We start from the raw sequence: 24506 nt of genomic DNA on the forward strand, positions 1-24506 counted from the left end.
GGTCCCGCCCCCCCCCCCCCCCCCCCCCCCCCCCCCCCCCCCCCCCCCCCCCCCCCGGCCCCGGGGGGGGGCGGGGGGGGGGGGGGGGGGGGGGGGGGGGGGGGGGGGGTGGGGGGCGGGGGGGGGGGGGGGGGGGGGGGGGGGGCCCCCGCCCCCGCCGCCCACCGCGCGGGCGTCAGTACACCAGGCCCTGGGAGAGCGCCTGCTTGGCGTTGGCCGAGGTGAAGTGCCCGTCCTTGATGATGACGTCGGCGGGCACCCCCGTGGTCCCGTAGAAGTTCTCCAGCGACTGGATCGCCAGCGGGCCGAACCGCGGGTTGGTCTCGATGTCGGCCACCAGCGCGCCGGACGCCACGTCCTGGACCGCCTGCTGGGTGCCGTCGATGGAGACGACCTTGATGTCCTTGCCCGGCGTCTTGCCGGCCGACTTGATCGCCTGGAGCGCGCCGAGCGCCATCTCGTCGTTCTCGGCGTAGACCGCGTTGATGTCCGAGTGGGCCTGGAGCAGCTGCTCCATCACCTTCTGGCCGTCGGTCTGGGTGAAGTTGGCGGTCTGCGAGGCGACCACCTTGATGTTCGGGTACTTCTTCTTGATCTCGTCGTTGAAGCCCTTGGTGCGGTCGGTCGAGACGTTGTTGCCCGGGGTGCCGGTGAGGACCGCGACGTGGGCGGTGCCGTTGGTCGCGGTGCCGAGGTCGTCGGCGGCGATCCGGGCCTGTCCGGAGAAGTCCGAGCCGATGAAGGCGATGAAGTCGCCGCAGGCGGTGCCGGTGACGGTCCGGTCGATGGTGAGCACCGGGATCTTCTTCGACTTGGCCTGCGCCAGCGCGGGGCCGAGCCCGTCGGAGTTCTCCGGCGCCACGATCAGCACCTTCGCGCCCTGCGCGATCATGTCCTCGATCTGCGAGTTCTGCGCGTTGACGTCCGCGTTGGCGTTGCGCTCGATCAGCTTGACGCCCTTGGCCTTCGCCTCGTTCTCGATGCTCTTGGTCTCGGTCGCGCGGAACGGGTTGCTGGTCGACTCCGACTGGGAGAAGCCGACGATGGTCTTCCCGTCGGTGATGTCCAGCTTCGGGACCCCGCCGCCGTAGGTCTGGTAGGTGCAGGCCGGGCCGCTCGCACTGGCCGTGGGGGTGTCGGTCTGCTGGGCGGCGGCGGAGTTGTCCGCGGACGCGGACTTGTCGGAACCGGCGGAGTCGTTGCCGGAGTTGGTGCAGGCGCTCGCGGCCAGGCACAGGCCGGCGGTGAGTACCGCGGCGGCGGTCCTGGCCCGGAGGGAGACGTTCATGCGCCGATCACATCCTCGTCGATGCGGGAAGAAATGGGGGGTGCAAAGCGCAGCGGTGCTGCACGGACGGGGCGAGCACGGGACGCCGGACAGCGCGTCCTTTACAACGATGTAGAGGACCTTGGGGGATTGACGACCACGTGTCAAGAGTCCCGTACGACTCAGCCAGGACCCGGGTTTCTTTGCCGCGTGGACTGGACACGATCCCGCTGTCGTGCTGTCATTTCCCTGCCCGGCTTTACATCGTTGTACGCCCCGGTGCGCCGCCGATGTGTGATCCACTGACGGGCGCCGGCGGTGGTGCCTCCGCCGCCGGCGCTCCCCCCTCCCGTCCCGCCCGCTCCTCCCCGCACTCCTCGCACTCCTCGCACTCCTCGCGCGGTCGCCGTGCCGCTTCGCGCGCCTCCTACAGGAAGCGCCACAGGTGGTCGTCGGTCCGGCTGTCCTCGAACTGCACCACCTGCGCGCTGTCGGCGGTGGACATGCCGTCCACGCCCAGCACCAACCCGCTGTTGCCGTTGCGGACCCGGAACCAGCCGTCGCCGTTGTCGATCAGATGCCAGTAGTGGTCCGCGGTTCCGTTGTCGTGGTACTGCTGCACCTGGACGCTGTCGGCCTGCGAGGCGCCCGCGACGGCCAGCAGCAGCCCGCTGTTGCGGTTCTTCACCGTGAAGCGGTTGTCGCCCACCTCGGTGAACTGCCAGTCGTGGTCGGCGGTACCGTTGTCGGTGAACTGCACCACGTTCGCGCTGTCCGCGGTGGACATGCCGTCCACGCCCAGCACCTTGCCGCTGTTCTTGTTCTGCACCCGGTACCAGGTGCCGCCGTCCACAATCGCCTGACGCGCCGTCACATCCCATTGCAGGATGCCCGCGGACACCCCCGGCGCGAGCTGCGCCACCACCCGCACCGCCGCCGTCGTCACCGGCGTGAACGCCACGGAGTTGAAGCCGTCCAGCGCCGTGCCGTAGTCACCCGCGCCGGCCACCTGCTGCCAGGACCCGTCGCCCGCCTGGTACTCCACGTGCCAGGACGCCGGCACCCGGCACTGGCCGTGCCCGGTGTCGTCGTACCAGTAGACCGACGCGCCCGAGACCATCACCGGCGCGGAGTAGCCGTACTGCACCCACTCGCTGCTGCCGGTGTGGTCCCACCAGGTGAACCGCGGATGCGACTGGTCGTAGGAACTGCTCGGCGTGTAGGCGCTGTTGAGGGCGTTCACAGTGTCGCCGGAGAAGCACCAGGAAGCGGTGGGGGTGGCCGGCAGCTGCCAGGGGCGGCCGCCGGCGCCGACCGTCGGGAAGGAGGTGATGCGCAGCGCGGCAGCGCCCATCGGGATCAGCGTCACCGTGGTGGCCGGCTCCGAGGTGTCCACCGGGCTCGGCTGGAGCGTGGTCACCACGTCCTGGGTGTCCGCCTGCCAGTTGGGGATCGCCTTGGCCTGCGCGGTCATCGCCACCGGCGTGCCGTCCGGCGTGAACGGGTTGCCGCTCGCCCCGGTGCTGGTGGCCGTGAACGTGCCCGGCACCAGGCCGTAGTTCCACGCGGAGGTCGGGAAGACCTGGTACTCCGCCCAGTGCGAGGACGGGTCGCTGTGGCGCAGGAAGTTCTGGCCGATCCTCAGCGCGTACGTCAGCGGGCCGCGGTGCACCGACAGCGAGTCGTGGTTCTGCGTCCAGGTGGTGGTGGCGACCGCCATCGGGAAGGTGACGGTGACCGTGTCGCCGCCGGTCCAGGTGCGGTTCACCGCCACGTACCCGGCGCCGCCTGACGCGCTCACCGAGGCGCCGTTGACCTTCACCGACGGGGCCTCGCACCAGGCCGGGACCCGCAGGTAGAGCGGGAAGGCGGCGCTGCCGGACATCGCCAGCGCCAGCGAGACGCTGTCGGTGAACGGGTAGTTCGTCGTCTCGGTGACCGTCACCGCGGTGCCGCCCGCGCCCACCTTCGCGGTCACCTTCGTCGGCGCGTAGAGCACCGCGGCCAGGCCGTTGTCCGCCGTCGCCAGCCAGGCGTTCTCGGTGAAGTACGCCCAGCCCTGGCCGTAGTTGTGCGGGCAGCAGCGGTACTTGTCCACGCCGAGCAGGTACGCCTGCATCGAGAAGGTGTTGTCGAACTGGTGCAGGGTCTTGTCGTAGTCGTCCAACTGCACCTGGTTGGCGGCGGTGGCGTAGTGCAGCGCGGTGTGCCCCGGCTCCATCGCGGCCGGCAGCGAGTTGAACGCCAGCGTCTCGGTGCCGTCGGCCCAGCTGGGGTCGCCGGTCATCCGCGCCATCGACTCGAAGCTCTGCATGTACTCGACGATCCCGCAGGTCTCGAAGCCCTGCCGCGGATCGCCGTACCCGGGACGGGCGTTCTCGTCCCCGGCGAACCCGCCGCCGCTGAACTGCCCGTAGGTGCCCTGGATCGTCGCGTAGTCCTGGTACGACGCCTGCGTCAGCGACGCGTCCCCGCGCAGCGCGGCGAAGGCCGGCTCGGTGAAGCCCTGCGCCAGGTTCACGTTGTGCAGCGACGGCAGGTTGTTCACGTAGTTCGCGCTGTACTGGTGGATCTTGTCGGCCAGGTCGAGCAGCATGCCGTCCCCTGTCCTGGCGAACAGCCAGTGCAGCGAGTGCAGCGTCGTCGCCCAACGCACCGAGCCCCAGCTCTGGTTGAACGCCGAGGCGCCGAAGGTGTTCTGGTAGCCGAAGAACTTCGTCAGGAACGGCACGATGCGGCTGTCGCCGGTGTACTCCTGATACGTGCACAGCGCCTGGAGCATCGGCATGAACGGCCAGAAGTCCGGGCCGCCGCCGAGCGAGGTGCGCAGCGACGTCGGGCCGAAGAAGCCGTCCGGCTGCCCGGTGGCCAGCACGCCGTTCACCCACGTGTCGGCCTTCGCGCGCAGGCCGGCGTCCCCGGTCACCCCGGCCAGACCTGTCAACCCCCGCACCCAGTAGGGCACTTCCTCCCAGCCGACCTGATCCGGGTGGAACCACCCGGTGCTGGAGGTGTCCAGGAAGTGCGACACCTCGTCGTAGCGGCCGGCTATCCCGTCAGCCTCCAGGGCGAGTTGCTGCGCCAGCCAGCCCGACGCGGTGACGCTGCCGGTGGGCAGCTTCAGGAACGGCGTGCGGGTCAGGCCGGCGGGATACGGGTGGTACAGGCCGCCGCCGGAGGTGTCACCGACCAGCACCACCCCCGGACCGCCGCCGGCGGCGGCCCAGGAGGAGGTGACCATGCGGCCGGCGAACGCCACGCTGCCGAGGGCGACCGCGCCGCCGCGAAGGAAGGTACGACGATCCATGGACGTGCTCCCTGCTGTCGAGGTGGGGGGTGAGGGCGGCCCGGATCAGATCAGGCGCCAGAGGTGGTCGGTGGTGCCGTTGTCCGTCCACTGGGTGACCTGGGCCGCGTCGGCGGTGGAGGCACCGTCCACGGCGAGCAGCTTCCCCGACCGCACGTTCACGATCTTCGACCAGCCGTCGCCGTTGTCGACGATCCGCCAGACGTGGTCGGGCGTGCCGTTGTCCTGGTACTGCTGCACGTGCGCGCCGTCGTCCAGGCTCTGGTCATGGACGGCCAGCACCTTCCCGCTGTTGCGGTTGGCGATCCGCACCGTGCCGTCGCCGTTGTCCAGCAACGTCCAGACGTGGTCGGCGGTGCCGTTGTCGGCGTACTGCGTGACCTCCGCGGAGTCCGCCAGCGACATGCCGGAAACGGCCAGCACCTTCCCGGAGTTCTGGTTCTGGATACGGCACCAGACCACCGTCGACGCGGCCGGCGGCAGCAGCAGCGCGAACATCCCGCCGACCACCGGCCGGCACTGGAAGCCGCGCTGCGCCGCGCTCGCCACGGTGTACCAGTCGCTGAACGGCACCCGCTGCGGCGTGGTGTCGGCGAACCCGTACACCCCCTCGACCAGCGCGTCACGGGTGCCGCCGTGGTCGGCCAGCCACGCGGCCGTCCACAACTCCCAGTCGCCCTTGGTGTAGTCGTTGCGCGGATCGAGGACCACGCCGTACCCGCCGGCCTGCGAGGCGTACCACGCCGCCTCCCGCGCGGCGGTGCCGGTCGGCACCAGGTCCAGGCCGAGCAGCCGGTCGGGGAAGCCGTTGTACTTCAGGCTCCAGGTGCCGTCCTGGTCGTAGGCGAGCTTGAGGTGCGCGCCGGAGGAGTCCGCGGCCAGCGTCGTCCACTGGCTGACGTAACCGCGCGCGACGGTCGCGTAGTGCGCGGCGTCGGAGCCGTTGCCCGCGGCAGCCGCCACCACGCCCATCGCGCCGATCCCGATGATGCCCTTCAACGCGAGGTTGGCGCTGTGCGCGATGAACCCGGTGAAGTCGTCGGTCTGGTTCTGGAACCCCGGGTCGAGCGCGTTCGCCGTCAGGTACTCCGCCCACTGCCGCAGGATCGGGTAGTGGGCCGTGGCGAACGACGACGCGTCCGCGGCCGGCAGCCGCTGGATCAGCGCGGCCGCCATGATCAGCGTGTTCGCCGACTCCTCGACCGGCATGTCCTCCTCGTCACCGTCGTTGTGCCCGGTGGCGTTGGGGTAGGAGGAGCCCAGGTCGTGCTCGGCGAACTCCTTGGGCCAGCCGCCGTGTTCGGGGTAGTCCAGCAGCGGCTCCAGCAGCAGCCGCAGGTAGTCGGGGGACAGGTACAGGTAGGCCGGGAACGCCGGGTAGACCAGGTCGATCGTCGACATGTTGCCGTCGGAGGAGATCTCCTTCAGGAACGCCCACGGGCTGCCGCCCCGGTCCACCAGCTCGGTGCCCGCCACTGCCTGCCGCAGCGCCAGCGCGCACACCGCCGCGTAGTGCTCGCCGGTGGTGCCGCCGCCCACCGCCGCGGCCGCGTCGTCGTGCACGCGCTGGTCGAGCGCGGTCGCCGCCGACAGCGCCGCGGCGTGGTCGGCGTCGAACCACTGCACCATGTCCGTCCACGACGACCAGTAGTGCGTCCACCACGGCTGCAACTGCGTGCCGAGGTAACTCACCGCCGGAGTACGGACATGCCCCAGCGTCGCGGTGAACTCCGCGGACGGCGTGCCGGGTTGGACCGTGCCGAAGTCGCGGTTCAGGCCGAGTACCGGCCAGCGGTCGCTGATCGCCCGCGGCTGCCCGCTGTCGACGGTCCCGGCCAGCTGCCCGCCGCCCGCCGACGCGGCCCGCACCACCGTGTCCTGCCCGATCTGCCAGGTCACCCCGGAGCCGGTGGGCGCGGCGAGCACCAACTGCCCCCAGGACGCCTGGTCGCCGTTCTCCTGGAGCACGCCCGGCGTCGCCGGCCGCGCGGTGAGCACGGTCATCGCGCCGGCCTGCTGCTGCGCCCACCTGATCGGCGTGGAGGTGTCGCCGTGCACCCACTCGCCCGACACGTCCAGGTGCACGTCCACCGCGTGCGGCTGCCCGTCGCCGCTCTCGGCCCGCACGGTGACGTACGACAGCGGCACCGACTGGCGCCGCAGGTCGCCGAGGTCGACGGGGGAGAGGAACGTGACGGTCAACGTCACGCCGCCGCCGCTGAGTCGGTACACGGAGCGGGTGGCGGTCAGTTCGAGCGAGACCTGCGTCATCGGCGTGAGGGCGGGACCGTCGGGGAGGCTGGGGGCGCCGGCGAAGACGTAGGCGGCGCCGTCGATCCGGGCCAGGCCGCACAGCGCGGTGACGTGGCCGTTCCAGAAGGTGGACCAGGTGCCGGCGAGGTTGTCGGCGGGCAGCCAGGTCGAGAGGTAGGGCGAACGGACCGCCAGCGGCACGGCGGGCGGGCGCAGCGGCGCGAACGTGGAGGCGGGCGCGGCGGCTGCCGCGTGGGCGCCGAGCGGGGCCGCACCCGGTGCGGCGGCGTTGGCGGTGGCGGCTGCGGCGGTGCCTGCGGTCAGCCAGCCTCCGGTCGCGGCGGCCGCGGTCAACGCGCCTGCCCACGCGAGGAGTTCACGGCGTCCGGGGTGGGGGGACCGGGTGTCGTCGGAGGTCACGGTGATCCGTTTCTGCGGGAGGGGCGCGGAAGTGGGGGGAACGGAGGTGGGGGCACGGAGGAGCACGGAGGTGGGGGGCACGGGGACACGCGGAGGGGTGCGCACCGGCCGCTGAGGCCCGGCGTCGTGCTGTTCCAACGTTGCAAAGAAGGGCGCCAACCGGCATGACAGCACTTGAGGTTGGGCCTGTCCATACCCCGCGCAGAAGTCGCCCCGGACGTTCACGCCGTGAGCAGGCGTCACCTCAGCATCACCGCACGTCCGCGCGGGTGCGGTCGCGCGCCGCGGAGAGCGGCGGTCCGGCCGTTTACAACGTGCGCAAAAACGGGCCCGCGCGGCGGGTGGGAGCCGCCGCCCGGCGCCGGCGGTCGTGCGCCATGCGGCCGTGCCGCGCGACGGTGCCGGGCGGCTCCCCGGCGCGACTGCCCGCCGCCCGGCGCCGCCCCCGCCGCGGCGGCCCCGGCTGTGACCTGCGCGGCGACCCCGCTGTGACTCCTGCCGGGGCGGTCCGGGAATTCGCACGGTTCCGTTGACAAGCGTCGGGCTCACCCCTTTTGCTTGCCCTTGTCGCCGGGCTCCCGGGGGTCCGGGGTCCCGCGGGGCGAACAATGAGGACTATCCATTTCCGGTGCGGACGGCGTATAGTTTGACAACGTTGTCACGCGGGTGGCGACGGCAGCGTGGTGTGGGGCTGGACGCTGCTCTCATGACCCGTGGGCGGGGCCGATGTCAGGCGGCTCCGCCCACGATTTTCCGGGGCTTCCGGGGCTTCCGGGGCTTCCGGGGCTCCGGGCTTACGGGCTCCCGGGCTTCGGTGCCGCGGGGGCTCCGCGGTAGCCGCGGGTGTTCCGGTGTTCGGTGCTCGGTGTTCCGGTGGGGGCCTGGCGTCACCGCACCCGCTCGGCGAGGAAGTCCTCCCAGCTCCGGGTGCCCCTGTCGGCGTCGAGGTCGAGGTTGGCGCCGGAGCGGTAGGCGCGGCCGGGGCCGCCGGGGACGCGCACGGGGAACATCGGGCGGCGCTTGCCGCGGGCCTGGAGATAGCCGCGGGTCAGATCCGCCATCGTGTACACGCGCGGGCCGGCCAGGCCCGCGACCCGTCCGGCCGGGTCGCCGCCGGCCAACTCCACCAGCCGCGCGGCCACATCGCGGGCGTCGACCGGCTGGAGCCGCAGGCCGCCCGGCGCGGGGACCAGTGGCAGCCTCGCCATCGCCCGCACGGCGGTCAACGTCAGGTCGTGGAACTGCGCGGCGCGCAGCACCGTCCACGGCACCCCGGAGTCGGCCACCGCACGCTCGGCGCCGAGCTTGGCGCGGAAGTAGCCGATCGGGACCTTGTCCGCGCCGATCACCGAGATGCACACGAGGTGCCGTACCCCGGCGTGGGCGGCCGCTCGCGCGAGGTTCCGGGTCGCCGCGTCGTCGCCCTTGGCGCTGCCCGCCAGGTGCAGGACGACCTCGGCGCCGGCCACGGCCGGCTCGATCCCCTCGTCCTTGAGCAGGTCGCCGACGACGTACTCGACTCCGTCCGTGTCCGGCCGGGCCTGCCGGCTGAGACTGCGCACCTTGTACCCGGCGGCGCACAGCAGCGGCGTCACGTGCCGGCCCAGCGTGCCCGTACCGCCGGTGAGCAGAATGGCTGAGGTCATGGCTTCTCCGAAGTCGTCCCGACCCGGGCGGCGCCCGGCTGACCTCCTGGTTCTCGGAGGTCTATGGTGTTGACACGCGGCGGTCGAGGAACGTGACGGGGGACGGGCCGATGGAGGACGACGCCGCTTTCGCGGAGCGTTTCGAGGGGGAGCGGGGGCGGCTGCGCGGCATCGCCTACCGCATGCTGGGCTCGGCGAGCGAGGCCGAGGACGCCCTTCAGGAGGCGTGGTTGCGGGCGAGCCGGGCCGGCACGGACGGGATCGCGAACCTGCCTGGCTGGCTGACCACGATCGTCACGCGGATCTGCCTGAACATGCTGCGTGCCCGCGAGTCGCGGCGCGAAGAACCCCTGGAGGCGCACCTGCCCGGGGCGGGAGCCGGTGGCGCGGACGCGGCCGCTCCCGGGCATCGTGAGGACGGGCCCGACCCCGAGGACGAGGCGGTGCTCGCCGAATCGGTCGGGCTGGCGATGCTCGTGGTGCTGGACACGCTGGCGCCCGCGGAGCGCGTCGCGTTCGTGCTGCACGACCTGTTCGCGATGCAGTTCGACGAGATCGGCCCGATGATCGAGCGGTCGCCGACCGCGGCCCGGCAGCTCGCCAGCCGCGCCCGGCGCCGGGTACGGGGCGGCACGGCGGCCGAGTCGCCGTCCGAGGCCGAAGCGGCCGCGCGGGCCGGTCAACGGCGGGTGGTCGAGGCGTTCCTGGCCGCTGCCCGCGGCGGCGACCTCCAGGCGCTGGTCGAGCTACTCGACCCGGACGTGGTGCTGCGCGCGGACCGCCAGGTGGTGCCGACGCCCGAGCCCGTCGTCCTGCGCGGGGCGCGGCACGTCTCCCAGGGGGCGTTCGCGGCGGCGGCCCGGGTGCCGTTCAGCGCGCCGGCGCTCGTCGACGGCTCGGTGGGGCTGGTGATGGCGCCGCTCGGCCGGCTCGTGCTGGCGCTCGCGTTCACGGTCGACGGCGGCCGGATCACCGCGATCGACGTCGTCGCGGACCCGGAGCGCCTGCGCGACATGCGGTTCGGGGTCCTGGAGGGGTAGGCCGTGCCGGGAAATCCCTTGCCGGCGGCCGGTCGTACGGGGCACTCTCGTGCCCGCGGCGCTCTGCGCGTGAGCCTCGCCTCCTGCCTTCGGCGGGCGGCGTGTGCCCTGCGCCGTCCGTCTCGTGCGCATGGGACTCGCGACCCGGATGACCGCTCGCTGAGCCGCCGGGGCGGACGGCGGTTCTCCCGAACGCGGCCGAACCCCACGTTCCGGGCGGCGGAGGCGGAAGAGCGCGGAAGGATGAGGGGACCGCGATGGCGGGAATGTCGGTGACCGTGTGTCTGCCGGCCGAGGCCGAGGGCGATGTGGAGGCGGCGCTGGACGCCGCCCTGGCGCCGTTCGACCTGAACGCCGACAACCCGCCCGACCGCGGCATGTGGGACAGGTGGCGGATCGCGGGCGGCAGCGACGGACACGGATTCGCCGTGGCCGAGGGGCATTTCGACGACCCCCGGTTGCTCCACGACACCTCCGGCCGGGACGGCACCGCGCTGCCGAACGTGCCAGGGGTGTGCGCCGGGGGAGCGCGCGCACTGCTCGACTTCGGCGACCCCCGGGCCACCGCCGAGCGGGCGCGCGCGGCATCGTGGGACCTGTGGCACGAACTGTCGGCCGTCCATCCGCCCGCGCTGCCCCTGGCGGACTTCCTGCGCCGGGCGGAGGCCGATCCGCAGGCGTTCCCCGACGACCCGTACGGGGACGCGATGTTCGCCGCGTACCGGGAACAGCCGCTGATCCGGGCGTACTTGGACCACCCGTTCAGCCTGGGACAGGGATTCCTGGGCTACCCGCATCCGTCCGAGCACCCGGTGATCGGGTTCCGGGGCGACCGGGCGGACTACCTCCGGAGGCACCGGCCGGCGGCCGACCCCGTGCGGCAGGAAGACGTGCTCACGCCGGACGGCTGGTGGATCGAGCCGAACGGGGCCGCGGTGCACGGCTCCTGCGATCCCCTGGACTGCGGCCACACCGCGCCGCCGGTCGGGCCGGACACCGAACGCTACCTCGCCGGGCTGCCGGGTGACACCGTGCTGGTGCGGCTGCGCGGGCACTGCTGACGTCGGGCGGTTGATCCGGGCCGGGAGCGTCGCCCGCTGGCCTCGCCCGCTGGCCTCGCTCGCCGGCCTTGCCAGCCGGCCTCTTGCCCGCCCGCCCGCGAGCGTCGACATCGGCGGTCGGGGGCGCCGGGCGAACCGGGTGAACCGGGTGAACCAGGTGAACCGGGTGAACTGGGTACCGGCCTTGATCCTGGGGGCCGTTCGCGGCAGTAGCCTGCGACGATGGAACACGTCAGCGATGTGCCCGAGGATCGTACCCAGGCCGCCGACCCGGCCGTGGTGAACGACTACGACAGCTTCGCCGAGGCGTACGCCGCAGAGAACGAGGACAACCTCGTGAACGCGTACTACGAGCGGCCCGCGATCTTGGATCTCGCCGGAGAGGTGGCCGGCCGCCGGATACTGGACGCCGGCTGCGGCTCGGGGCCCCTGTCCGCCGCGCTGCGCGAGCGCGGCGCCCTCGTCACCGGCATCGACTCCAGTGCCGGGATGCTCGCGCTGGCCCGGCGCCGGCTGGGCGACGGCACGCCCCTGCACGTGGTCGATCTGGCCGGCCCGCTGCCGTTCGCCGACGGCGCGTTCGACGACGTGGTCGCGTCCCTGGTCCTGCACTACCTGGAGGACTGGGGGCCGACGCTGGCCGAGATACGGCGCGTGCTCGGGCCCGGCGGCCGGCTGATCGCGTCGGTGGACCACCCGTTCGTCGCCTACACGCATCGGGAGCCGCGGCCCGACTACTTCGCGAGCGGCGAGTACTCCTTCACGTGGGTGCTCGGCGGGCAGCCCGCCCCGATGAGGCTCTGGCGCAAGCCGCTGCACGCGATGACCGACGCCTTCACCGCCGCCGGCTTCCGGCTGTCCGTCATCAGCGAGCCGCAGCCCGACCCGGCCGGCCGCGACCTGTTCCCCGACGGTTACCAGGGCCTTTCGACCACGCCCGGCTTCCTGTTCTTCGTCGTCGAGGTGCCGTGACGCGGAGGTGCTGTGACACGGAGGTGCTGTGACGCGGAGGTGCTGTGACGTGCAGGTGCCGTGACGCGCAGGTGTCGCCCAGGCGATGCGACGTCCGAATCGTGCCAGCGTCCGTGCCTCCGCCCGAGCATCATGATCCACGAACCGCCCGGAACAGCAAGAGGAGCAGGGGCAATCGTGGATCTGGAACTTGTGGACCGAGTCGCCGTCGTCACCGGCGCGTCGAAGGGCATCGGGCTCGCCGTCACGCGGTCGTTGCTGGCGGAGGGCGCGAAGGTGGCGGCGGTCTCCCGCCGGACGTCGCCGGAACTGGAGGAACTCGCGGGGCCCGGCCTCCTCCACGTGCCGGCCGATCTGATGGACCCGCGGGCGCCGGGCCGGGTCGTGGACCGCGCGGTCGGCCACTTCGGCGGGCTCGACGTCCTGGTGAACAACGCGGGCGGGCCGCCGCCCGGAATCGCCATGCCCCGCACGGGGTTCTTCGACGGTGACGACGCCGAGTGGCAGGCAATCTTCGAGTTCAACCTGTTCTCGGTCGTACGCATGATCCGCGCCGCCATTCCGCGGTTGGTCGAGCGCGGCGGCGGCTCGGTCGTCAACGTCTCCACCGGGTTGGCCCGTCAGCCCGCGAGCGTCAACATCGAGTACGGAGCCGCGAAGGCCGCGCTGTCCAACCTCACGAAGGTCCTGTCGGAGGAGTTCGGCCCCCGGGGAATCCGGTTCAACACGGTCTCCCCGGGTGCGGTGCTGACCGCGTGGTGGACGGAGAAGGGAGGAGCCGCGGACATCATCGCGGGCATGGCCGGCGCCGACCGTGACGCCGTCATGCAGACCGTGGCCCCGCAGATGATGGGGCAGCTGACGGGACGCCTGATCGATCCGCGGGAGGTCGCCGACGCCGTACTGCTGCTGGCCTCGTCGCGGTCGGCCAGCACGATAGGCGCCGACTTCGCGGTGGACGCGGGGTTCCACAAGAGCGTCTGACGGAAGCGCCCGCCCCGCCGCCCCCCCGGTCCACCCCCTCTCGGCTCGGCCCCCTCCGATCGCCGGTCGCCGGTCCGTGGATCGGGGGGCGGTTGCCGGGCGCGGAGCTGGGCGGGAGCCGGTTCTGGGGGGCGAGTCGAGGCGTGATCACTACGCCCCTACGACGTAGGCGGGTGCCGTACGAGGCTCCGGACCTTCACGCATGCCGTCCGTGAGTGACGTCCCGCCAACCTTGGCCTGCGTGGGGCGATGTGGAAGCTTCATCCGTTATGACCGACATGTCAGAGTCGGCGGAAGTTGCAGAATCCGACCCCGTAGGCCGCTAGAGTGCCAGGTCAGAAAGTGTGCTCCCCGCACGCGCGGGGATGGTCCCGACCTGCACTTCGCGCTCGACACCGGCAACCCGTGCTCCCCGCACGCGCGGGGATGGTCCCAACCTGGACGTGCTGAAGAAGAAGCAGGACCAGTGCTCCCCGCACGCGCGGGGATGGTCCCCACCGCGTGACGTACGTCTGCGGTACGCTGGGGTGCTCCCCGCACGCGCGGGGATGGTCCCACGCGGTGGAACTGCACGCCGGGGCCGTGGCCGTGCTCCCCGCACGCGCGGGGATGGTCCCCTCCCACTCCGACCCTCTGCAGACCCAGGTCAGTGCTCCCCGCACGCGCGGGGATGGTCCCTCCAGCGGCACGGTCGTGGCCTCGCCGGATTTGTGCTCCCCGCACGCGCGGGGATGGTCCCCTCGCCAGCTACTCGACCGGCGGCGGGTCCGCGTGCTCCCCGCACGCGCGGGGATGGTCCCACGAAGTGGTGGAAGACCAACTCCGACTCCGCGTGCTCCCCGCACGCGCGGGGATGGTCCCCTGGGCCGGACCACCCTGTACGAGCAGATCCGGTGCTCCCCGCACGCGCGGGGATGGTCCCTTGACGCGCTTGTCCGCGCTGCGGCGCGGCCGGGTGCTCCCCGCACGCGCGGGGATGGTCCCGACGCGGCCAGGCGGCAGACGAACACGGCGACGTGCTCCCCGCACGCGCGGGGATGGTCCCTACGGAACGGTCATCATCCGTGTGAACACCGTGTGCTCCCCGCACCCGCGGGGATGGTCCTCCTGGCACCACAGCTGCGGGGGTGCCAGGTCCCGCTCGGCGGCGGGATCAGGGTGTGGGCCCAGCGCCCTACGGAACTCGCTGAGGTAGCTCACGCCCGGGCCGAGCGGAGCTGTTCCCCGAGGTCGAGAGCATTCAGGGCCACCCGGCATGATCCCTCCAGGTCGCCGGCCCGGAGGTGGGCGTCGGCGAGCACCATGGTGGCGAAGAAGTCGGAACGCACGGGGTTGCCGCTCATCGCATTGCCCTCGTCCTCGACGGCCTGCCGTGCCCGGTTCCTGCGAAGTGCTCCCGGCTGGGTTCGAACCTGCGCGCACGGCTCCGGAGGCTGGGGGAGCCGTTGCTGTTTGCGTGGCACGGAGCTGGGCGGGAGCCGATTCTGGTGGCGAGCGGGGGCATGATCATTACGCCCCTAGAACGTGATCGACGGGCTCTGAGCACCAACGCTCAGCCGAATTGACCCTCTCCGACTGGCGTGATTTCCCATCCGCCGAAGAAGTCGTCGTGGACGCGGACCGAGAGCAGGGCCGGGCTGGTCCATGGTCCTTGCCTCAACCTGTATCTGTCTCGGGCTGTGCGAAGCCGAGGTGAAAGGCGACGACAGCGCGCAGCTCGGTTCGACCGCCGCGAGTCGATCGAGGAGGCGCACCACCGTTGGAGGCCGCCGAAGTCCTCGGCCAGGCGTAGCGCCCGGTTCAGCCGCTCCAGCAGACTCTCACGGTCGTGGTCGGTATCCACCATTCCCTCAGTAGCGATCGAGGAACGAACTTGGATACCGGATGAGACGCTGGGCGGTATGCCATCAGTCTGACTTTGCTTGTCCAGAGCGACAACGATGCGTCAGCGCTTCTTCTTGGTGGTCTTCTTGCCGGCTGCGCGGCGCTTGTTCGCCTCGTGTGCCGACCACGCGCCTTGATGATCCTGACAGCGTGATGAACCCTTCTTCGCTGGACGCTGGCAACTTGTCCCCTTCTGCGTAAGGGCGTGACATTTCGGCTGGCGCTCTCCCACGGTTGCTCCTCTCAGGCTGACGATGGGCACAGGTTCCGCTGCCACGATCGCAGCGGGGCAACCGCCTCGGGAGGCGCGCGACCGGTGGTGAAGGAAGCACGACAAGCGCGCAGCGGGTGCCGTGTCCCGCTCGGCACGATTCGAGCCTGGGCACACGGCTCTTGAGCGGGCAGGCTGTTGCCGTTTGTCGGCTGTTGAGCTGGGTGGAAGGACTGTGAGGCAGTTCAGGGCGGCGTGATCAACACGTCCCTACGACGCGAACCACCTGTCAGGTGCGGGAGGTGGGCCGTAGCGTCGGTTGTATGGCGAGCGGCGCCTCTGGCGGTGGCATGGCAGATGGCGGGGCTGCGGGCTTCACCGCGGAGGCAACCCTCGTGGTGCTCGAAGAGGCTTGCGCTACGGTCGGGTTGGACCCGGCGGGGGCTCGCTTGCTGCGGCTCGGCTCCAACGCGATCTACGACTTAGCAGGCCTGCGCGTGATCGTACGTATCGCGGCCGACCCCGACTCCCTTGCCGAGATGGAGCGGGCCATCCGTGTCGCGCGGTGGCTGGCAGCAGAGGGCTTCCCCGCGAACAGGGTCGTGGCCGACGTGGCGCAGCCGCTTGTCGTGGGCGGGCGCGTGGTCACCTTCTGGGAGAGCGTCCAGGACGACGAGGAGTACGCGAGCGTCACGGAACTCGCCGATCTGCTCAAGCGGTTGCACTGGCTTGAGGAGCCGGAGCCACTGGAGTTGCCGTACTTCGATCCCTTCGCGAAGGTGTGCGCGTCGCTGCGGGGTCTGGGCGCGGGCGTGCAACCTGAGGACGTCAAGTTCCTCGCTGAGCGCGCCGACCGTCTGGAGAAGGACTACGGCCGGCTCGACTTCGTGTTGCCGTTCGGGCTGATCCACGGGGACGCGAACATCGGGAACATCCTCCGTGACCGTTCCGCCGCGCGGTGCTGATCGATCTCGACGGTTTTGCCCTGGCCCCTCGCGAGTGGCACCTTGTCCTCACTGCCGTCTACTACGACCGCTACGGCTGGCACACGCGTGAGCAGTACGAGTCCTTTGTCCATCACTACGGCTTTGACCTGATGAACTGGCCGGGCTATCCGGTCCTCGCCGACGTGCGCGAGCTGATGATGACCCTGTGGATGGGTGGAAAGGCTGCGGCTGAGTCGCGAGCCGCCGAGGAGTTCGTACGACGGGTGGAGGCCATCCGGACGAACGGCAGCCGGCGCGACTGGGCCGTGTTCTGAGGCCGCACAACTGACGAAGGTTGAATGTTCTCGATGACGACCCCGTGGCGTTCCTACCGATATGTGGGACCTGCTGAGTTGGTCCCTGCGGAAAGGTCGGCGGCCGGGCGGCGTATCGCTGACGCGGAGACCTTCGACGACTGGGCGTCGGCGCAGACCGCGACCGAGCGCGTACAGCCATTCACTTTCGTCGTGGATGTTCACGGGGTGCTGTGCCTGGCGCCGCGACGCAGCGAGCACGTGGTCTGTGCGGGCGGTGGGGATGTTCTCAGCGCCGGGGAGGTGACCTTTGCTCGGGTAGGAAACCGCTGGGGAGCGGTGGAGGTCACCAACCAGTCGACTGGGTACTGCCCAGACGTCTCGTCCTGGCCGGCCGTCGCGGCGGCTCTCGATCAGGTGGGTCTCGACCGTCCGCCCGGGTTCACCCACGAGGTGGTTTTCCGACGCTGTGAGGCGTGCCGGCGGCTCAACATCGTCCGTGAAGGCGACTTCTTCTGTGTCTTCTGCGAGCACGTGCTACCGCAGGACTGGAATGTCGATGTGCGGAGACAGACGCCGCGAGCTTAGAGCGTCCCATCACTCGGTTTCTCCCTCGGCAGCCAGCCACAAGCGGTGCTCGCCGGCCTGCTCCACCAGATCTCGGGCGGCGCTGCTCTTGGAGTGCGGAGCCAGCGCGATCCGGAACTCGGCGAGATAGCTGACGCACCCGGCCGACCTCAGTTGCTCGCCCAGGTCCAGCGCGTCCAGCGTGACACGGCACGCTTCCTCCAACTCGCCGGCTCGAAGGTGCGCGCCAGACAGCACCATGGTGGCGAAGAAGTCGGATCGGACGTGGCTGCCGCTCATGGCGTTGCGCGCGTGCTCGACAGCCTGCCGAGCGCTGTTGACGTCGCGGAAGCAGTGGGCAGCCTCGGCGGCGAGTTCGGCCTCGTCGAAGTAGGTGATCCACTCGGGTTCGTCGCCGTCGTTGCGGCGGTCGAGGTGCCGTGCGGCCTCGGCCAGGGCGAGTTCGCAGGCGTGCCGGTCGCCGGTTCGGCAAGTGCTCGCGCTTCCATGGCGTGGAACTGGGCCATGAGCGTCGGGGTCGCAACGCCGGAGATGTCCATGCGGGCGGCACGAGCGAGGGTTGCGGCCTGGGTGAAGTGCCCCAGGAAAGTGGCCTGGTGGATCATCGCGGACAGGATGGTCCCGGCTAGGCCTTGTCCGGCCGATCATGTGCGGAGCCGGAGTGGATCTATCCTGAGCCACTGGGGGGTGCTGTGGAGCAGGATGTTCAGCTCGTGCGGGATTTGGTGGCGGCCTCGCCTGGATTCGAGGGCCTGTTTGAGTCCCACGTCTTCAACCAGGACGGTGTCCTGTCCCACGTGTTCTTCTGGGATGTGGTTCAGGAGACTGTCGCGTCGTTCCTGGGAGAAGATGGGACGGACTGGCGAGTCACGTTGCGGTTCCTGGAAGAGCAACTTCGACGCGATGTTCCTGAGGTGAGCGCGGTGATTGTCACCTCGTTCCTCTTCAGCTTGCCGTGGCCGGACCAGCCCGGATACGGCCTTGTCGACCACCTTGGTCCCGCCATGAGTGCGCAGTTTGCTCTGATCCGGCCGTCCGGCTAGGACTCGTCCGGCCGACGTGACTGCCGCGTGTCCAGGCCGTTGATACGGGCATAGGGCGCGGTGATCTGAGTGATGCCGAGTGGGAACGGCTGCGGCCGTTCCTGCCGTTCAGTAACAGGCGTTGTGGCCGGTGGCGTGATCACCGGCAGGTGATCGACGGGATTCTGCACCGGGTGCGGACTGGGGTGCAGTGGCGTGACCTGCCCGAACGGTTCGGGCCGTGGAAGACGGTTTACGAACGGCACCGGCTGTGGTCGGCCGACGGGACGTGGGAGCGTCTGCTCCAGCAGGTCCAGGCCGTGGCCGACGCCGCAGGCGAGATCGACTGGGACGTTTCGGTCGACTCAACCATCGTTCGTGCCCATCAGCATGCGGCGGGTGCCCGCACCGACCCGCCGCGCGCACCCGTTTCAAAGGGGGCCGAGGGGCCAGAACATCAGGACGAAACACCATGGCAGAGCCTGCACGGCCGCCTGGTGGAGGTGGTGCTGGAGGTGAGGGCCTGGGCCGGTCGCGGGGCGGGTTCACCACCAAGCTCCACCTGAGCGCGGACGGCGGCTGCCGCCCGCTGTCTCTGATCGTCACCCCAGGCCAGCGGGCGGATTGCACCCAGTTCCAGCCGGTGCTGGAGAAGATCCGCGTCCCGAAGCTCGGGCCGGGCATGCCTCGCAAGAAGCCTGACAGCGTCGCCGCCGACAGGGCATACAGCAACGGGCCCTGTCGTGAGTACCTGCGGCGCCGGGGCATCCGGCACACGATCCCGGAGAAGACCGACAGCCAGGCCGCCCGCCTACGCAAGGCTCACGCGGCGGCCGGCCACCCAGCTTCGACGACGAGCGATACAAGAAGCGCAACACCGTCGAGCGCGCCATCAATCGGCTCAAGCAGCACCGAGCGGTGGCCACCCGTTACGACAAGCGCCGCTACGTCTACCTAGGCACGGCAACCGCCGCAGCGCTCACCATCTGGCTCCGCACATGATCGGCCGGACAAGTCCTAGGCGGCGGTCCCCGCTGTCCTGGGCAAAGCGAAGTGACTGGAGGAAGTAGCGCTGTGCGAGGCCGTGTTGTCCGGCGTCGAAGGACATCCATGCGCTGAGGTACTGCACTACCGCATGCCGGGCGTGCTCGCCGCCGAACTGGTCGTCCAGCATTGCGAAGGTGTCGCCCGTGGACTTGATACCGCCACGTCGGTGAGGCCAACCCGTGTCCCGGTGCGGCCTTCGGCGGTCAGCGGTGCCGGTTCGGGGGCGACCAACCAGCGCAACGAAGCGTCACTTCAAGCCGGTTCGGAGGGCGCGGCGTTGAGAAGGGGCTCGTATCCGTGAAGGTCGGCGCGCCAGAGTTGGTCCACCGTGGAGATCGCCGCTTCGGGGGATGGCGGGTACCGAATCTCCAGGAGCGAGCCGTCCCGTACTCCGCTCGGAGACAAGCCCAGCTCAGCCGCACCGAGGTCCAGGGCAGCCGCGAGCAGCAGACCGTAGAACTCGTCTGGGGCGCTGTGCGCGTTCTCCCAACTCGCGAGCCTCCGCTTCACGCTCGCGTCGGACGGGAGCGCCTGTTCACTCGCCTGCGCGCGGCAGCGCAACTCGCTGACCAACCGAGGCTGACCCCAACCCCGCTGCTGGCGAGCCGCCTTGAGGCGTAAGCCGATCTGCTCCGGAGCGCCCGCCATCGTACGCCCTCCCCGCCGTGGATGACATGTAGTTGCCCCACCCCGTACGTGTCTAAAGCCTGAAGTGATCGGGTGGTGAACCGCCTTCTGAGAGTCCCGGAGGAATCCTGGGCTCTCGTCATGCGTCGGCCCGTTCGCGAGCTCGCCGTGCGTGTATCGGTCGAATGGCAGGATTCCAGCACATCCGCTCGTACTCCCCGGCATGCTGGCGCCCATGGATTCAGGAAACGGTGCGACACAGCGGCTATGCCCCCTTGTTGAGGAGAACCGTCACAGGCAGCAGGAATCGGTTCGATTCCGCCCCGGCACTTGACTCCCGTGGAGTGACGTGCTCGGGCAGGGTACGGCGGGTTACACGTCCAAGGAAAGGTTGATCAGCCGGCAGGATCTGGCTCGCCTTTGTGATGAGGCCGGCGACGATCCTGTTGGTCTACGGCGGTTGTTCGTCGCTGTCATGATCTGGGGTTCGGGCGCCACCAACGGGCGCGGTCCGCGCTACACCGAAGTGGCATTGTCCGATCCGTGTCTCACCGGTGTCCTGTCCCGCACGGCCGCTCTGGTGCGGTCGGGTGATCTCGCATCCGCGTACACGCAATTTCGTATACGGGGGATCGGACGCCCCTTCTTCACCAAGTGGTTTGCGGCTGTGGACGACGGGTCTTCACGCGAGCGCGCACTGATCCTGGACAGTCGTGTTCTCCGGACCCTCAATGCTCTTGGTTGGGTCAGCTACAAGGCGGCAGGGACCAAAACTGGCCCATCCGCTACGTGACCTACGTGCGTGCGATGCACTCATGGGCCGAAGTCTTGGAGGTGGAGCCGTCCTGGCTGGAATGGCTCATGTTCGATCTGAAGGGAGACGTTCCAGCGCAGGCGACGTGCTCTGCCTGACCGCTGCGGTCAGCCTGGCCGCACCGGTTGGCTCCGTAGGATTGGCAAGTCGCAGGACGGGGCTCGTGACCTGCCGCGTCAGCGCCGAAGATCAACCGCTATGACAACGTGATCACCGTCAGACGGCTGCCCCAGCCGCATCCGGCCGCGCACGTGAAAGGACCCCGCACCCAGCAACTTCGCTGGTGGCGGGGTCTGTCGGCGCCCTCTGCGAGGTGCCCGGCTGGGTTCGAATTCTGTGGACACGGCTTCGGGGCCGTGAGTTCGGCCGGTGGGCGGGAGTTACGTGTCCTCGTCGGCCCGGGCGGAGGGTGGGCCGAACTCCGTCGTGAGGGTGGTGCGCAGGGCCTGGTTCAATGCCTCGCGCGGTGACTCGGGGGCTGCTGGGGGGAGTTGGTCCGCGGGGGCGACCCAGGCGGCGTGGCCGTCGGGACGGACCAGGACGGCGGTGGCGCCGGGCAGCGCGTCGGGGGCGGTGGTGGCCGCGGTGACGCGGTCGGACCAGCCGGCGGCGGTCGCGCGCAGCGGTTCGGCGAGCGGGCCCGGGGCCAGCAGCAGCACGCCGCGGCCGGTGCGCGCGAGCAGGGCGAACAACCCGGCCGGGGCCGCGGGTATGTCGGGGACGGCGCGGCCGTCCCAGGCATGGCCCGAGGGGTGCCGTACCGGATAGCGGGTGCCCACCGCGGTGATCGTCTCGGCGAGCGGTCCGGCTGTCGCCGGCGCGGTGGCGAGTTCGGCGAGCAGGTCGCGTACGGGCGCCAACTCCTCGTCGTCCCGGCCGAGTACGGCCTGCGCGCGGGTGTCGCGGATCAACCGGGCGCCGGCGGCGTGGCGTTCGGCGTGGTACGCGTCGAGGACGCCGTCGTCGGCCAGGTCCCGGGCGGCGAGCGCGAGACGCCAGCCGAGCGCCATCGCGTCGTCGATGGCGGCGTTGACGCCGATCGCGCCGGCCGGGGGATGGATGTGCGCGGCGTCCCCGGCGAGGAACACCCGTCCGTGCCGCAGGCGTTCGGCCAGCCGGGCGGCGTCGCCGAACCGGGTGAGCCAGCGGGCCTCGGCGATCGCGGCGGGCCGGCCGAGCGCGCGGTCCACCGCCGCCTGGAAACGGGGGAGGGTGACCGGTTCGTCGCGGTCGGCGGGCGGCTCGGGGTCGGCGGTGATCAGCCGTACGTATCCGGGGCGCGGGATCGCGAAGACGGCGCCGCCCGGTCCGGTGGTCACGCCGAACGGCAGATCGGCACCGTCCGCGAGGACGACGTCGCCCAGCAGCGTGAACCGGCGCGACGGTGTGCCGGGGAACGCGATGCCCGCGAGTCCGCGCACGGTGCTGCGGCCGCCGTCGCACCCCGCGAGGAAGCGGCACCGCCAGTTCGCCGGGCCGTCCGGGGCCGTGGTCTCGACGGTCACGCCGCCGGCGTCCTGCCGAAGGCCGGTGACGCGGTGGCCGCGCAGGATCGGTACGCCGAGTTCCGTAGCCCGGGCGGTGAGCAGTTCCTCGACGCGGGTCTGCGGTATGCCCAGGACGTACGGGTGCCGGCAGTCCATCGCGCCGAGGTCGAGCCGGGCGCCGCCGACGAACACCGTCGAGGTGACGGTCGGCCCCTCGGCGAGGAAGCGGTCCACCAGGCCGCGCCGGTCGAGCAGTTCGAGGCTGCGGGCGTTGAGGTTGAAGCCCCGGCAGAAGGGCGGCGGCGCCGCGTCCCGTTCGAGTACGGTCACGGGCACTCCGGCGAGGGCCAGTTCGCAGGCCACGGTCAGCCCGGCCGGGCCGGCGCCCACGACGAGCACCGCGGTGCGCGACACCGGTCCGGTAGTGGCGGTGTTGATGGTGGTCGCGGTGTTGATGGTGGCGGTGGCGGTGGCGGTGGCGGTGGCGGTGTTGGTGGCGGTGGCGGCCGGTTCCGTGGCCGCCGGCGCCTGAGGGGCCTCACGCATCCGGTGCCACCTCCGGCCACTCCAGGGTGCCGTTCTCGATCTCGGCGGCGACGCGTTCGACCCAGGCGAGTTCGGCGCGGGCGATCGCCTGGGCGTACTCCGCCTCGATGACGAAGAGGCGTGGCGCACCGTGTTCTTCGCGGGCGGCGCGGTGCGCGGCCTCGCGCGTCTCGACCTGGGCGCGGAGCGCGGTGGCCCGGGCCCGCAGCGCGTCGGCGGCGCGTTCGGGGCCGAGGGCGCCGAGGTAGCTGACAGCGGACAGGAACCGGGGGAACTCCTGGACCGGTTCGCGGATCAGCTCGTCCAGCCACTCGGTGAAGTGCCCGCGGCCCTGCGGGGTGTGGCGGTAGACCGTGCGGGCCGGGCGGGCGCCGACCTGTTCGGTGCCGTCCGCCTCGATCCAGCCGTCGCGGACTAGCACGCGCACGGTGTCGTAGAGCGAGCCGGTGGTCAGTTTGAAGTACTGGTCCAACTGCCGCGCGCGCAGTTCCACCGCCATCGCGTGCGGATGCATCGGCTGCTCCAGCAGCAGCCCGAGCAGCGCCAGGGCCAGCGGGTTCGCTGGTCGTTTGGCCGTCATTGGTGCCCTCCCCGTCGTCGTCACGCGGTCCGCCCGATGCTCAGCGCGGACCCGGACGCGGTCGATGTCCATTGGTCGTATCCGATTGGTCGGAACCGACTATACGCCGAGTTCGGCTGGAGACGTGCCTCCCCGCCCCCTGGAACCCGCGGGAAATCGGTGGACCGCCGCCGTACGGCTCCGCCACCCTGCGGGGATGGCCGTCTTCCATCTGGTGCAGCACGCGGAGAAGGAACGCCGGCCCGGGGACCCGGGGTTGACCGGGCGGGGACGGGCGCAGGCCGCTCGAACCGCCGGCCGGCTGCGGGAGGTCGGGCTGCGCGCGATCGTCAGCAGCCCGCTGCGGCGCGCCCGCGAGACCGCGTCCTTCCTCGCCGCCGCCACCGGTCTGGAGGTCCGGGAGGACGCCCGCCTGCGCGAGCGGATGAACTGGGACGGGGTTCAGCCGCTGGACGCCTTCCTGGCGGACTGGGCCGCCTCGGTACGGGACCGGGACCACGTGCCCGACTGCGGTGACTCCTCCCGCGCCACCGCGGCGCGGATGCGCGCGTGCCTGCTGGAGCTGGCGGAGGCGGCCGAGCGGGCGGAGGCGGCCGAGCTGGCGGAGGGGGCTGAACTGTCGGCGCGGGCCGAGCCGTTCGAGTCCGCCGACGCCGAACCCGGCCCGATCGCCGTCGTGACGCATGGCGGCGCCACCGCGGACCTGCTGCGTACGCTGATCGGCGACCGCGCGGTGCCGGCCGCGCTGACGGACGCCGGCGTGCCCTCCTGCGCGATCACCACGCTCGACGTCGTCCCTGCCGAATTCCGACATCCGCGCCGCCCCCGCCTTCTCCGTCGTCGAGATCGCGTCCGTCGCGCATCTGGGGTGAGCCGGGTGGGCGGCCCTTCGGGGCGGGCGGTCAGCCGAACTGGCGGAAGTGGCTGCGGCGGCCGTCGTGGTCGAAGACGCCCATGATCTCGGCCGGGCCGCCGTGCGCGCCGAAGGCGTGCGGGACCATCGTGGAGAACTCGGCGGCCTGGCCCGATTCCACGATGATCGTGCGCTCGCCGAGCAGGAGCATCAGGGTCCCGGACAGCACGGTGAACCAGTCCCGGCCCGGGTGGACCCGCAGCGCGTCGGTGCCGCGCCGGACCGGACGGGTGATCCGCATCTTCGCGACGGTGGTGCCGTTCGCGCCCGGCTCGCGGCTCAGCATCCAGGTGGTGACGCCGCGATCGGCGTTGTGCTGCGGCCTGATCACCACGTCGCCGTCGTCGGCGGACTCCACCAGCATGTCGATGCTGGCCCCCAACGCCCGCGCGATCGCGTCGAGTTGCTCCAGGGTGATGCGCCGGTGCCCGGTCTCGATCCGGCTCAGGCTGGACGGGCTCAGCTCGCACCGCGCCGCGAGGTCGTCGAGAGACCAGCCCAGGGACGTCCGCAGCCCCCTGATCCGCTGCCGTACGAGGATGTCGAGCCCGTGACCGTCTTGCGCCATACGCAAGAGGATATGTCGTCCCCGCAATC

General features: G+C 71.2%; 18 protein-coding genes, 3 pseudogenes and 1 CRISPR repeat array. Of the genes and pseudogenes, 11 read left to right on the forward strand and 10 right to left on the reverse strand.

What is annotated here, in order from left to right:
* Window positions 1-175: 175 nt before the first annotated feature.
* From ACIPAE_RS39485 to ACIPAE_RS39500, 4 genes are all read right to left on the reverse strand, one after another.
* Window positions 176-1288, reverse strand: coding sequence for an ABC transporter substrate-binding protein (locus tag ACIPAE_RS39485; RefSeq protein ID WP_329372153.1), 1113 nt, complete (start codon window positions 1286-1288; stop codon window positions 176-178).
* A gap of 406 nt (window positions 1289-1694) precedes the next feature.
* A complete protein-coding gene (locus tag ACIPAE_RS39490; RefSeq protein ID WP_402452256.1) occupies window positions 1695-4574 on the reverse strand; it encodes an RICIN domain-containing protein in 2880 nt (959 codons plus the stop codon).
* Window positions 4575-4619: 45 nt separating this feature from the next.
* Window positions 4620-7247: a glutaminase domain-containing protein gene (locus ACIPAE_RS39495; RefSeq protein ID WP_402452259.1), complete on the reverse strand. Its 2628-nt coding sequence runs from the start codon at window positions 7245-7247 to the stop codon at window positions 4620-4622.
* Between the two features lie 887 nt (window positions 7248-8134).
* Window positions 8135-8893: an SDR family oxidoreductase gene (locus ACIPAE_RS39500; protein ID WP_402452262.1), complete on the reverse strand. Its 759-nt coding sequence runs from the start codon at window positions 8891-8893 to the stop codon at window positions 8135-8137.
* Between the two features lie 110 nt (window positions 8894-9003).
* On the opposite strand from ACIPAE_RS39500, the gene ACIPAE_RS39505 reads away from it, so the two are divergent.
* The 4 genes from ACIPAE_RS39505 to ACIPAE_RS39520 all read left to right on the forward strand — a co-directional run bounded on the left by ACIPAE_RS39505 (window position 9004) and on the right by ACIPAE_RS39520 (window position 12950).
* Window positions 9004-9933: a sigma-70 family RNA polymerase sigma factor gene (locus ACIPAE_RS39505; RefSeq protein WP_402452264.1), complete on the forward strand. Its 930-nt coding sequence runs from the start codon at window positions 9004-9006 to the stop codon at window positions 9931-9933.
* Window positions 9934-10199: 266 nt separating this feature from the next.
* Window positions 10200-10994 carry a hypothetical protein gene (locus ACIPAE_RS39510; RefSeq protein ID WP_402452267.1) on the forward strand — a complete coding sequence of 265 codons (795 nt, stop codon included), beginning with the start codon at window positions 10200-10202 and terminating at the stop codon, window positions 10992-10994.
* A 222-nt stretch (window positions 10995-11216) separates the two neighbouring features.
* On the forward strand, window positions 11217-11966 hold the full coding sequence (locus ACIPAE_RS39515) for a class I SAM-dependent methyltransferase (protein ID WP_402452269.1): 750 nt from the start codon (window positions 11217-11219) through the stop codon (window positions 11964-11966).
* A 177-nt stretch (window positions 11967-12143) separates the two neighbouring features.
* The gene (locus tag ACIPAE_RS39520; RefSeq protein ID WP_402452271.1) at window positions 12144-12950 is read left to right on the forward strand and encodes an SDR family NAD(P)-dependent oxidoreductase; all 807 of its coding nucleotides are present in this window, start codon (window positions 12144-12146) and stop codon (window positions 12948-12950) included.
* Between the two features lie 344 nt (window positions 12951-13294).
* Window positions 13295-14056: a CRISPR direct-repeat array (repeat unit 29 nt; unit sequence GTGCTCCCCGCACGCGCGGGGATGGTCCC).
* Between the two features lie 31 nt (window positions 14057-14087).
* Here the strand turns inward: ACIPAE_RS39520 and ACIPAE_RS39525 are convergent.
* A pseudogene (locus ACIPAE_RS39525) lies at window positions 14088-14332 on the reverse strand (hypothetical protein); the annotation flags it as partial.
* A gap of 1036 nt (window positions 14333-15368) precedes the next feature.
* Here ACIPAE_RS39525 and ACIPAE_RS39530 point away from each other — a divergent pair.
* The 3 genes from ACIPAE_RS39530 to ACIPAE_RS39540 are packed head-to-tail and all read left to right on the forward strand — an operon-like array spanning window position 15369 to window position 16873.
* Entirely contained in the window at window positions 15369-16010 is a 642-nt protein-coding gene (locus ACIPAE_RS39530) for a phosphotransferase (RefSeq protein ID WP_402452274.1), read from the forward strand.
* Entirely contained in the window at window positions 16004-16306 is a 303-nt protein-coding gene (locus ACIPAE_RS39535; protein ID WP_402452277.1) for a hypothetical protein, read from the forward strand. Before ACIPAE_RS39530 ends, ACIPAE_RS39535 begins: the two co-directional genes overlap by 7 nt.
* A gap of 33 nt (window positions 16307-16339) precedes the next feature.
* Window positions 16340-16873, forward strand: coding sequence for a hypothetical protein (locus ACIPAE_RS39540; RefSeq protein ID WP_402452307.1), 534 nt, complete (start codon window positions 16340-16342; stop codon window positions 16871-16873).
* Between the two features lie 9 nt (window positions 16874-16882).
* On the opposite strand, the pseudogene ACIPAE_RS39545 reads toward ACIPAE_RS39540, so the two are convergent.
* Window positions 16883-17502, reverse strand: a pseudogene (locus ACIPAE_RS39545) (hypothetical protein); the annotation flags it as partial.
* Window positions 17503-17565: 63 nt separating this feature from the next.
* Here ACIPAE_RS39545 and ACIPAE_RS39550 point away from each other — a divergent pair.
* Entirely contained in the window at window positions 17566-17916 is a 351-nt protein-coding gene (locus tag ACIPAE_RS39550) for a hypothetical protein (RefSeq protein WP_402452279.1), read from the forward strand.
* 50 nt (window positions 17917-17966) lie between these two features.
* Window positions 17967-18897 (forward strand): annotated as a pseudogene (locus tag ACIPAE_RS39555) (IS5 family transposase).
* A gap of 297 nt (window positions 18898-19194) precedes the next feature.
* On the opposite strand, the gene ACIPAE_RS39560 reads toward ACIPAE_RS39555, so the two are convergent.
* Window positions 19195-19452 carry a hypothetical protein gene (locus ACIPAE_RS39560; protein ID WP_402452282.1) on the reverse strand — a complete coding sequence of 86 codons (258 nt, stop codon included), beginning with the start codon at window positions 19450-19452 and terminating at the stop codon, window positions 19195-19197.
* Window positions 19453-19918: 466 nt separating this feature from the next.
* Between ACIPAE_RS39560 and ACIPAE_RS39565 the strand changes: the two genes are divergently transcribed.
* Complete coding sequence (locus ACIPAE_RS39565) at window positions 19919-20362, forward strand: hypothetical protein (protein WP_402452284.1); 444 nt, start codon at window positions 19919-19921, stop codon at window positions 20360-20362.
* 401 nt (window positions 20363-20763) lie between these two features.
* Here the strand turns inward: ACIPAE_RS39565 and ACIPAE_RS39570 are convergent, their stop codons facing one another.
* Entirely contained in the window at window positions 20764-22416 is a 1653-nt protein-coding gene (locus ACIPAE_RS39570) for an FAD-dependent monooxygenase (RefSeq protein ID WP_402452287.1), read from the reverse strand.
* Window positions 22409-22996, reverse strand: coding sequence for a PadR family transcriptional regulator (locus ACIPAE_RS39575; RefSeq protein ID WP_402452289.1), 588 nt, complete (start codon window positions 22994-22996; stop codon window positions 22409-22411). Before ACIPAE_RS39575 ends, ACIPAE_RS39570 begins: the two co-directional genes overlap by 8 nt.
* A 196-nt stretch (window positions 22997-23192) precedes the next feature.
* Here ACIPAE_RS39575 and ACIPAE_RS39580 point away from each other — a divergent pair, with 196 nt between their 5' ends.
* Window positions 23193-23954: a histidine phosphatase family protein gene (locus tag ACIPAE_RS39580; RefSeq protein ID WP_402452292.1), complete on the forward strand. Its 762-nt coding sequence runs from the start codon at window positions 23193-23195 to the stop codon at window positions 23952-23954.
* Here the strand turns inward: ACIPAE_RS39580 and ACIPAE_RS39585 are convergent.
* A complete protein-coding gene (locus ACIPAE_RS39585) occupies window positions 23899-24477 on the reverse strand; it encodes an XRE family transcriptional regulator (protein ID WP_329372183.1) in 579 nt (192 codons plus the stop codon). The two genes, ACIPAE_RS39580 and ACIPAE_RS39585, sit on opposite strands and share 56 nt — an antisense overlap.
* Window positions 24478-24506: the final 29 nt, after the last annotated feature.

It is taken from the genome of Streptomyces sp. NPDC087270 (assembly GCF_044744625.1).
Classification (GTDB): Bacteria; Actinomycetota; Actinomycetes; order Streptomycetales; family Streptomycetaceae; genus Actinacidiphila.

Bases quoted from the DNA above. Each gene is read 5' to 3' on its own strand.
- ACIPAE_RS39490 (WP_402452256.1), bottom strand. From the start codon at position 4,574: ATGGATCGTCGTACCTTCCTTCGCGGCGGCGCGGTCGCCCTCGGCAGC.
- ACIPAE_RS39505 (WP_402452264.1), top strand. From the start codon at position 9,004: ATGGAGGACGACGCCGCTTTCGCGGAGCGTTTCGAGGGGGAGCGGGGG.
- ACIPAE_RS39580 (WP_402452292.1), top strand. From the start codon at position 23,193: ATGGCCGTCTTCCATCTGGTGCAGCACGCGGAGAAGGAACGCCGGCCC.
- ACIPAE_RS39530 (WP_402452274.1), top strand. From the start codon at position 15,369: ATGGCGAGCGGCGCCTCTGGCGGTGGCATGGCAGATGGCGGGGCTGCG.
- ACIPAE_RS39510 (WP_402452267.1), top strand. From the start codon at position 10,200: ATGTCGGTGACCGTGTGTCTGCCGGCCGAGGCCGAGGGCGATGTGGAG.
- ACIPAE_RS39500 (WP_402452262.1), bottom strand. From the start codon at position 8,893: ATGACCTCAGCCATTCTGCTCACCGGCGGTACGGGCACGCTGGGCCGG.
- ACIPAE_RS39540 (WP_402452307.1), top strand. From the start codon at position 16,340: ATGACGACCCCGTGGCGTTCCTACCGATATGTGGGACCTGCTGAGTTG.
- ACIPAE_RS39570 (WP_402452287.1), bottom strand. From the start codon at position 22,416: ATGCGTGAGGCCCCTCAGGCGCCGGCGGCCACGGAACCGGCCGCCACC.
- ACIPAE_RS39515 (WP_402452269.1), top strand. From the start codon at position 11,217: ATGGAACACGTCAGCGATGTGCCCGAGGATCGTACCCAGGCCGCCGAC.
- ACIPAE_RS39485 (WP_329372153.1), bottom strand. From the start codon at position 1,288: ATGAACGTCTCCCTCCGGGCCAGGACCGCCGCCGCGGTACTCACCGCC.
- ACIPAE_RS39575 (WP_402452289.1), bottom strand. From the start codon at position 22,996: ATGACGGCCAAACGACCAGCGAACCCGCTGGCCCTGGCGCTGCTCGGG.
- ACIPAE_RS39585 (WP_329372183.1), bottom strand. From the start codon at position 24,477: ATGGCGCAAGACGGTCACGGGCTCGACATCCTCGTACGGCAGCGGATC.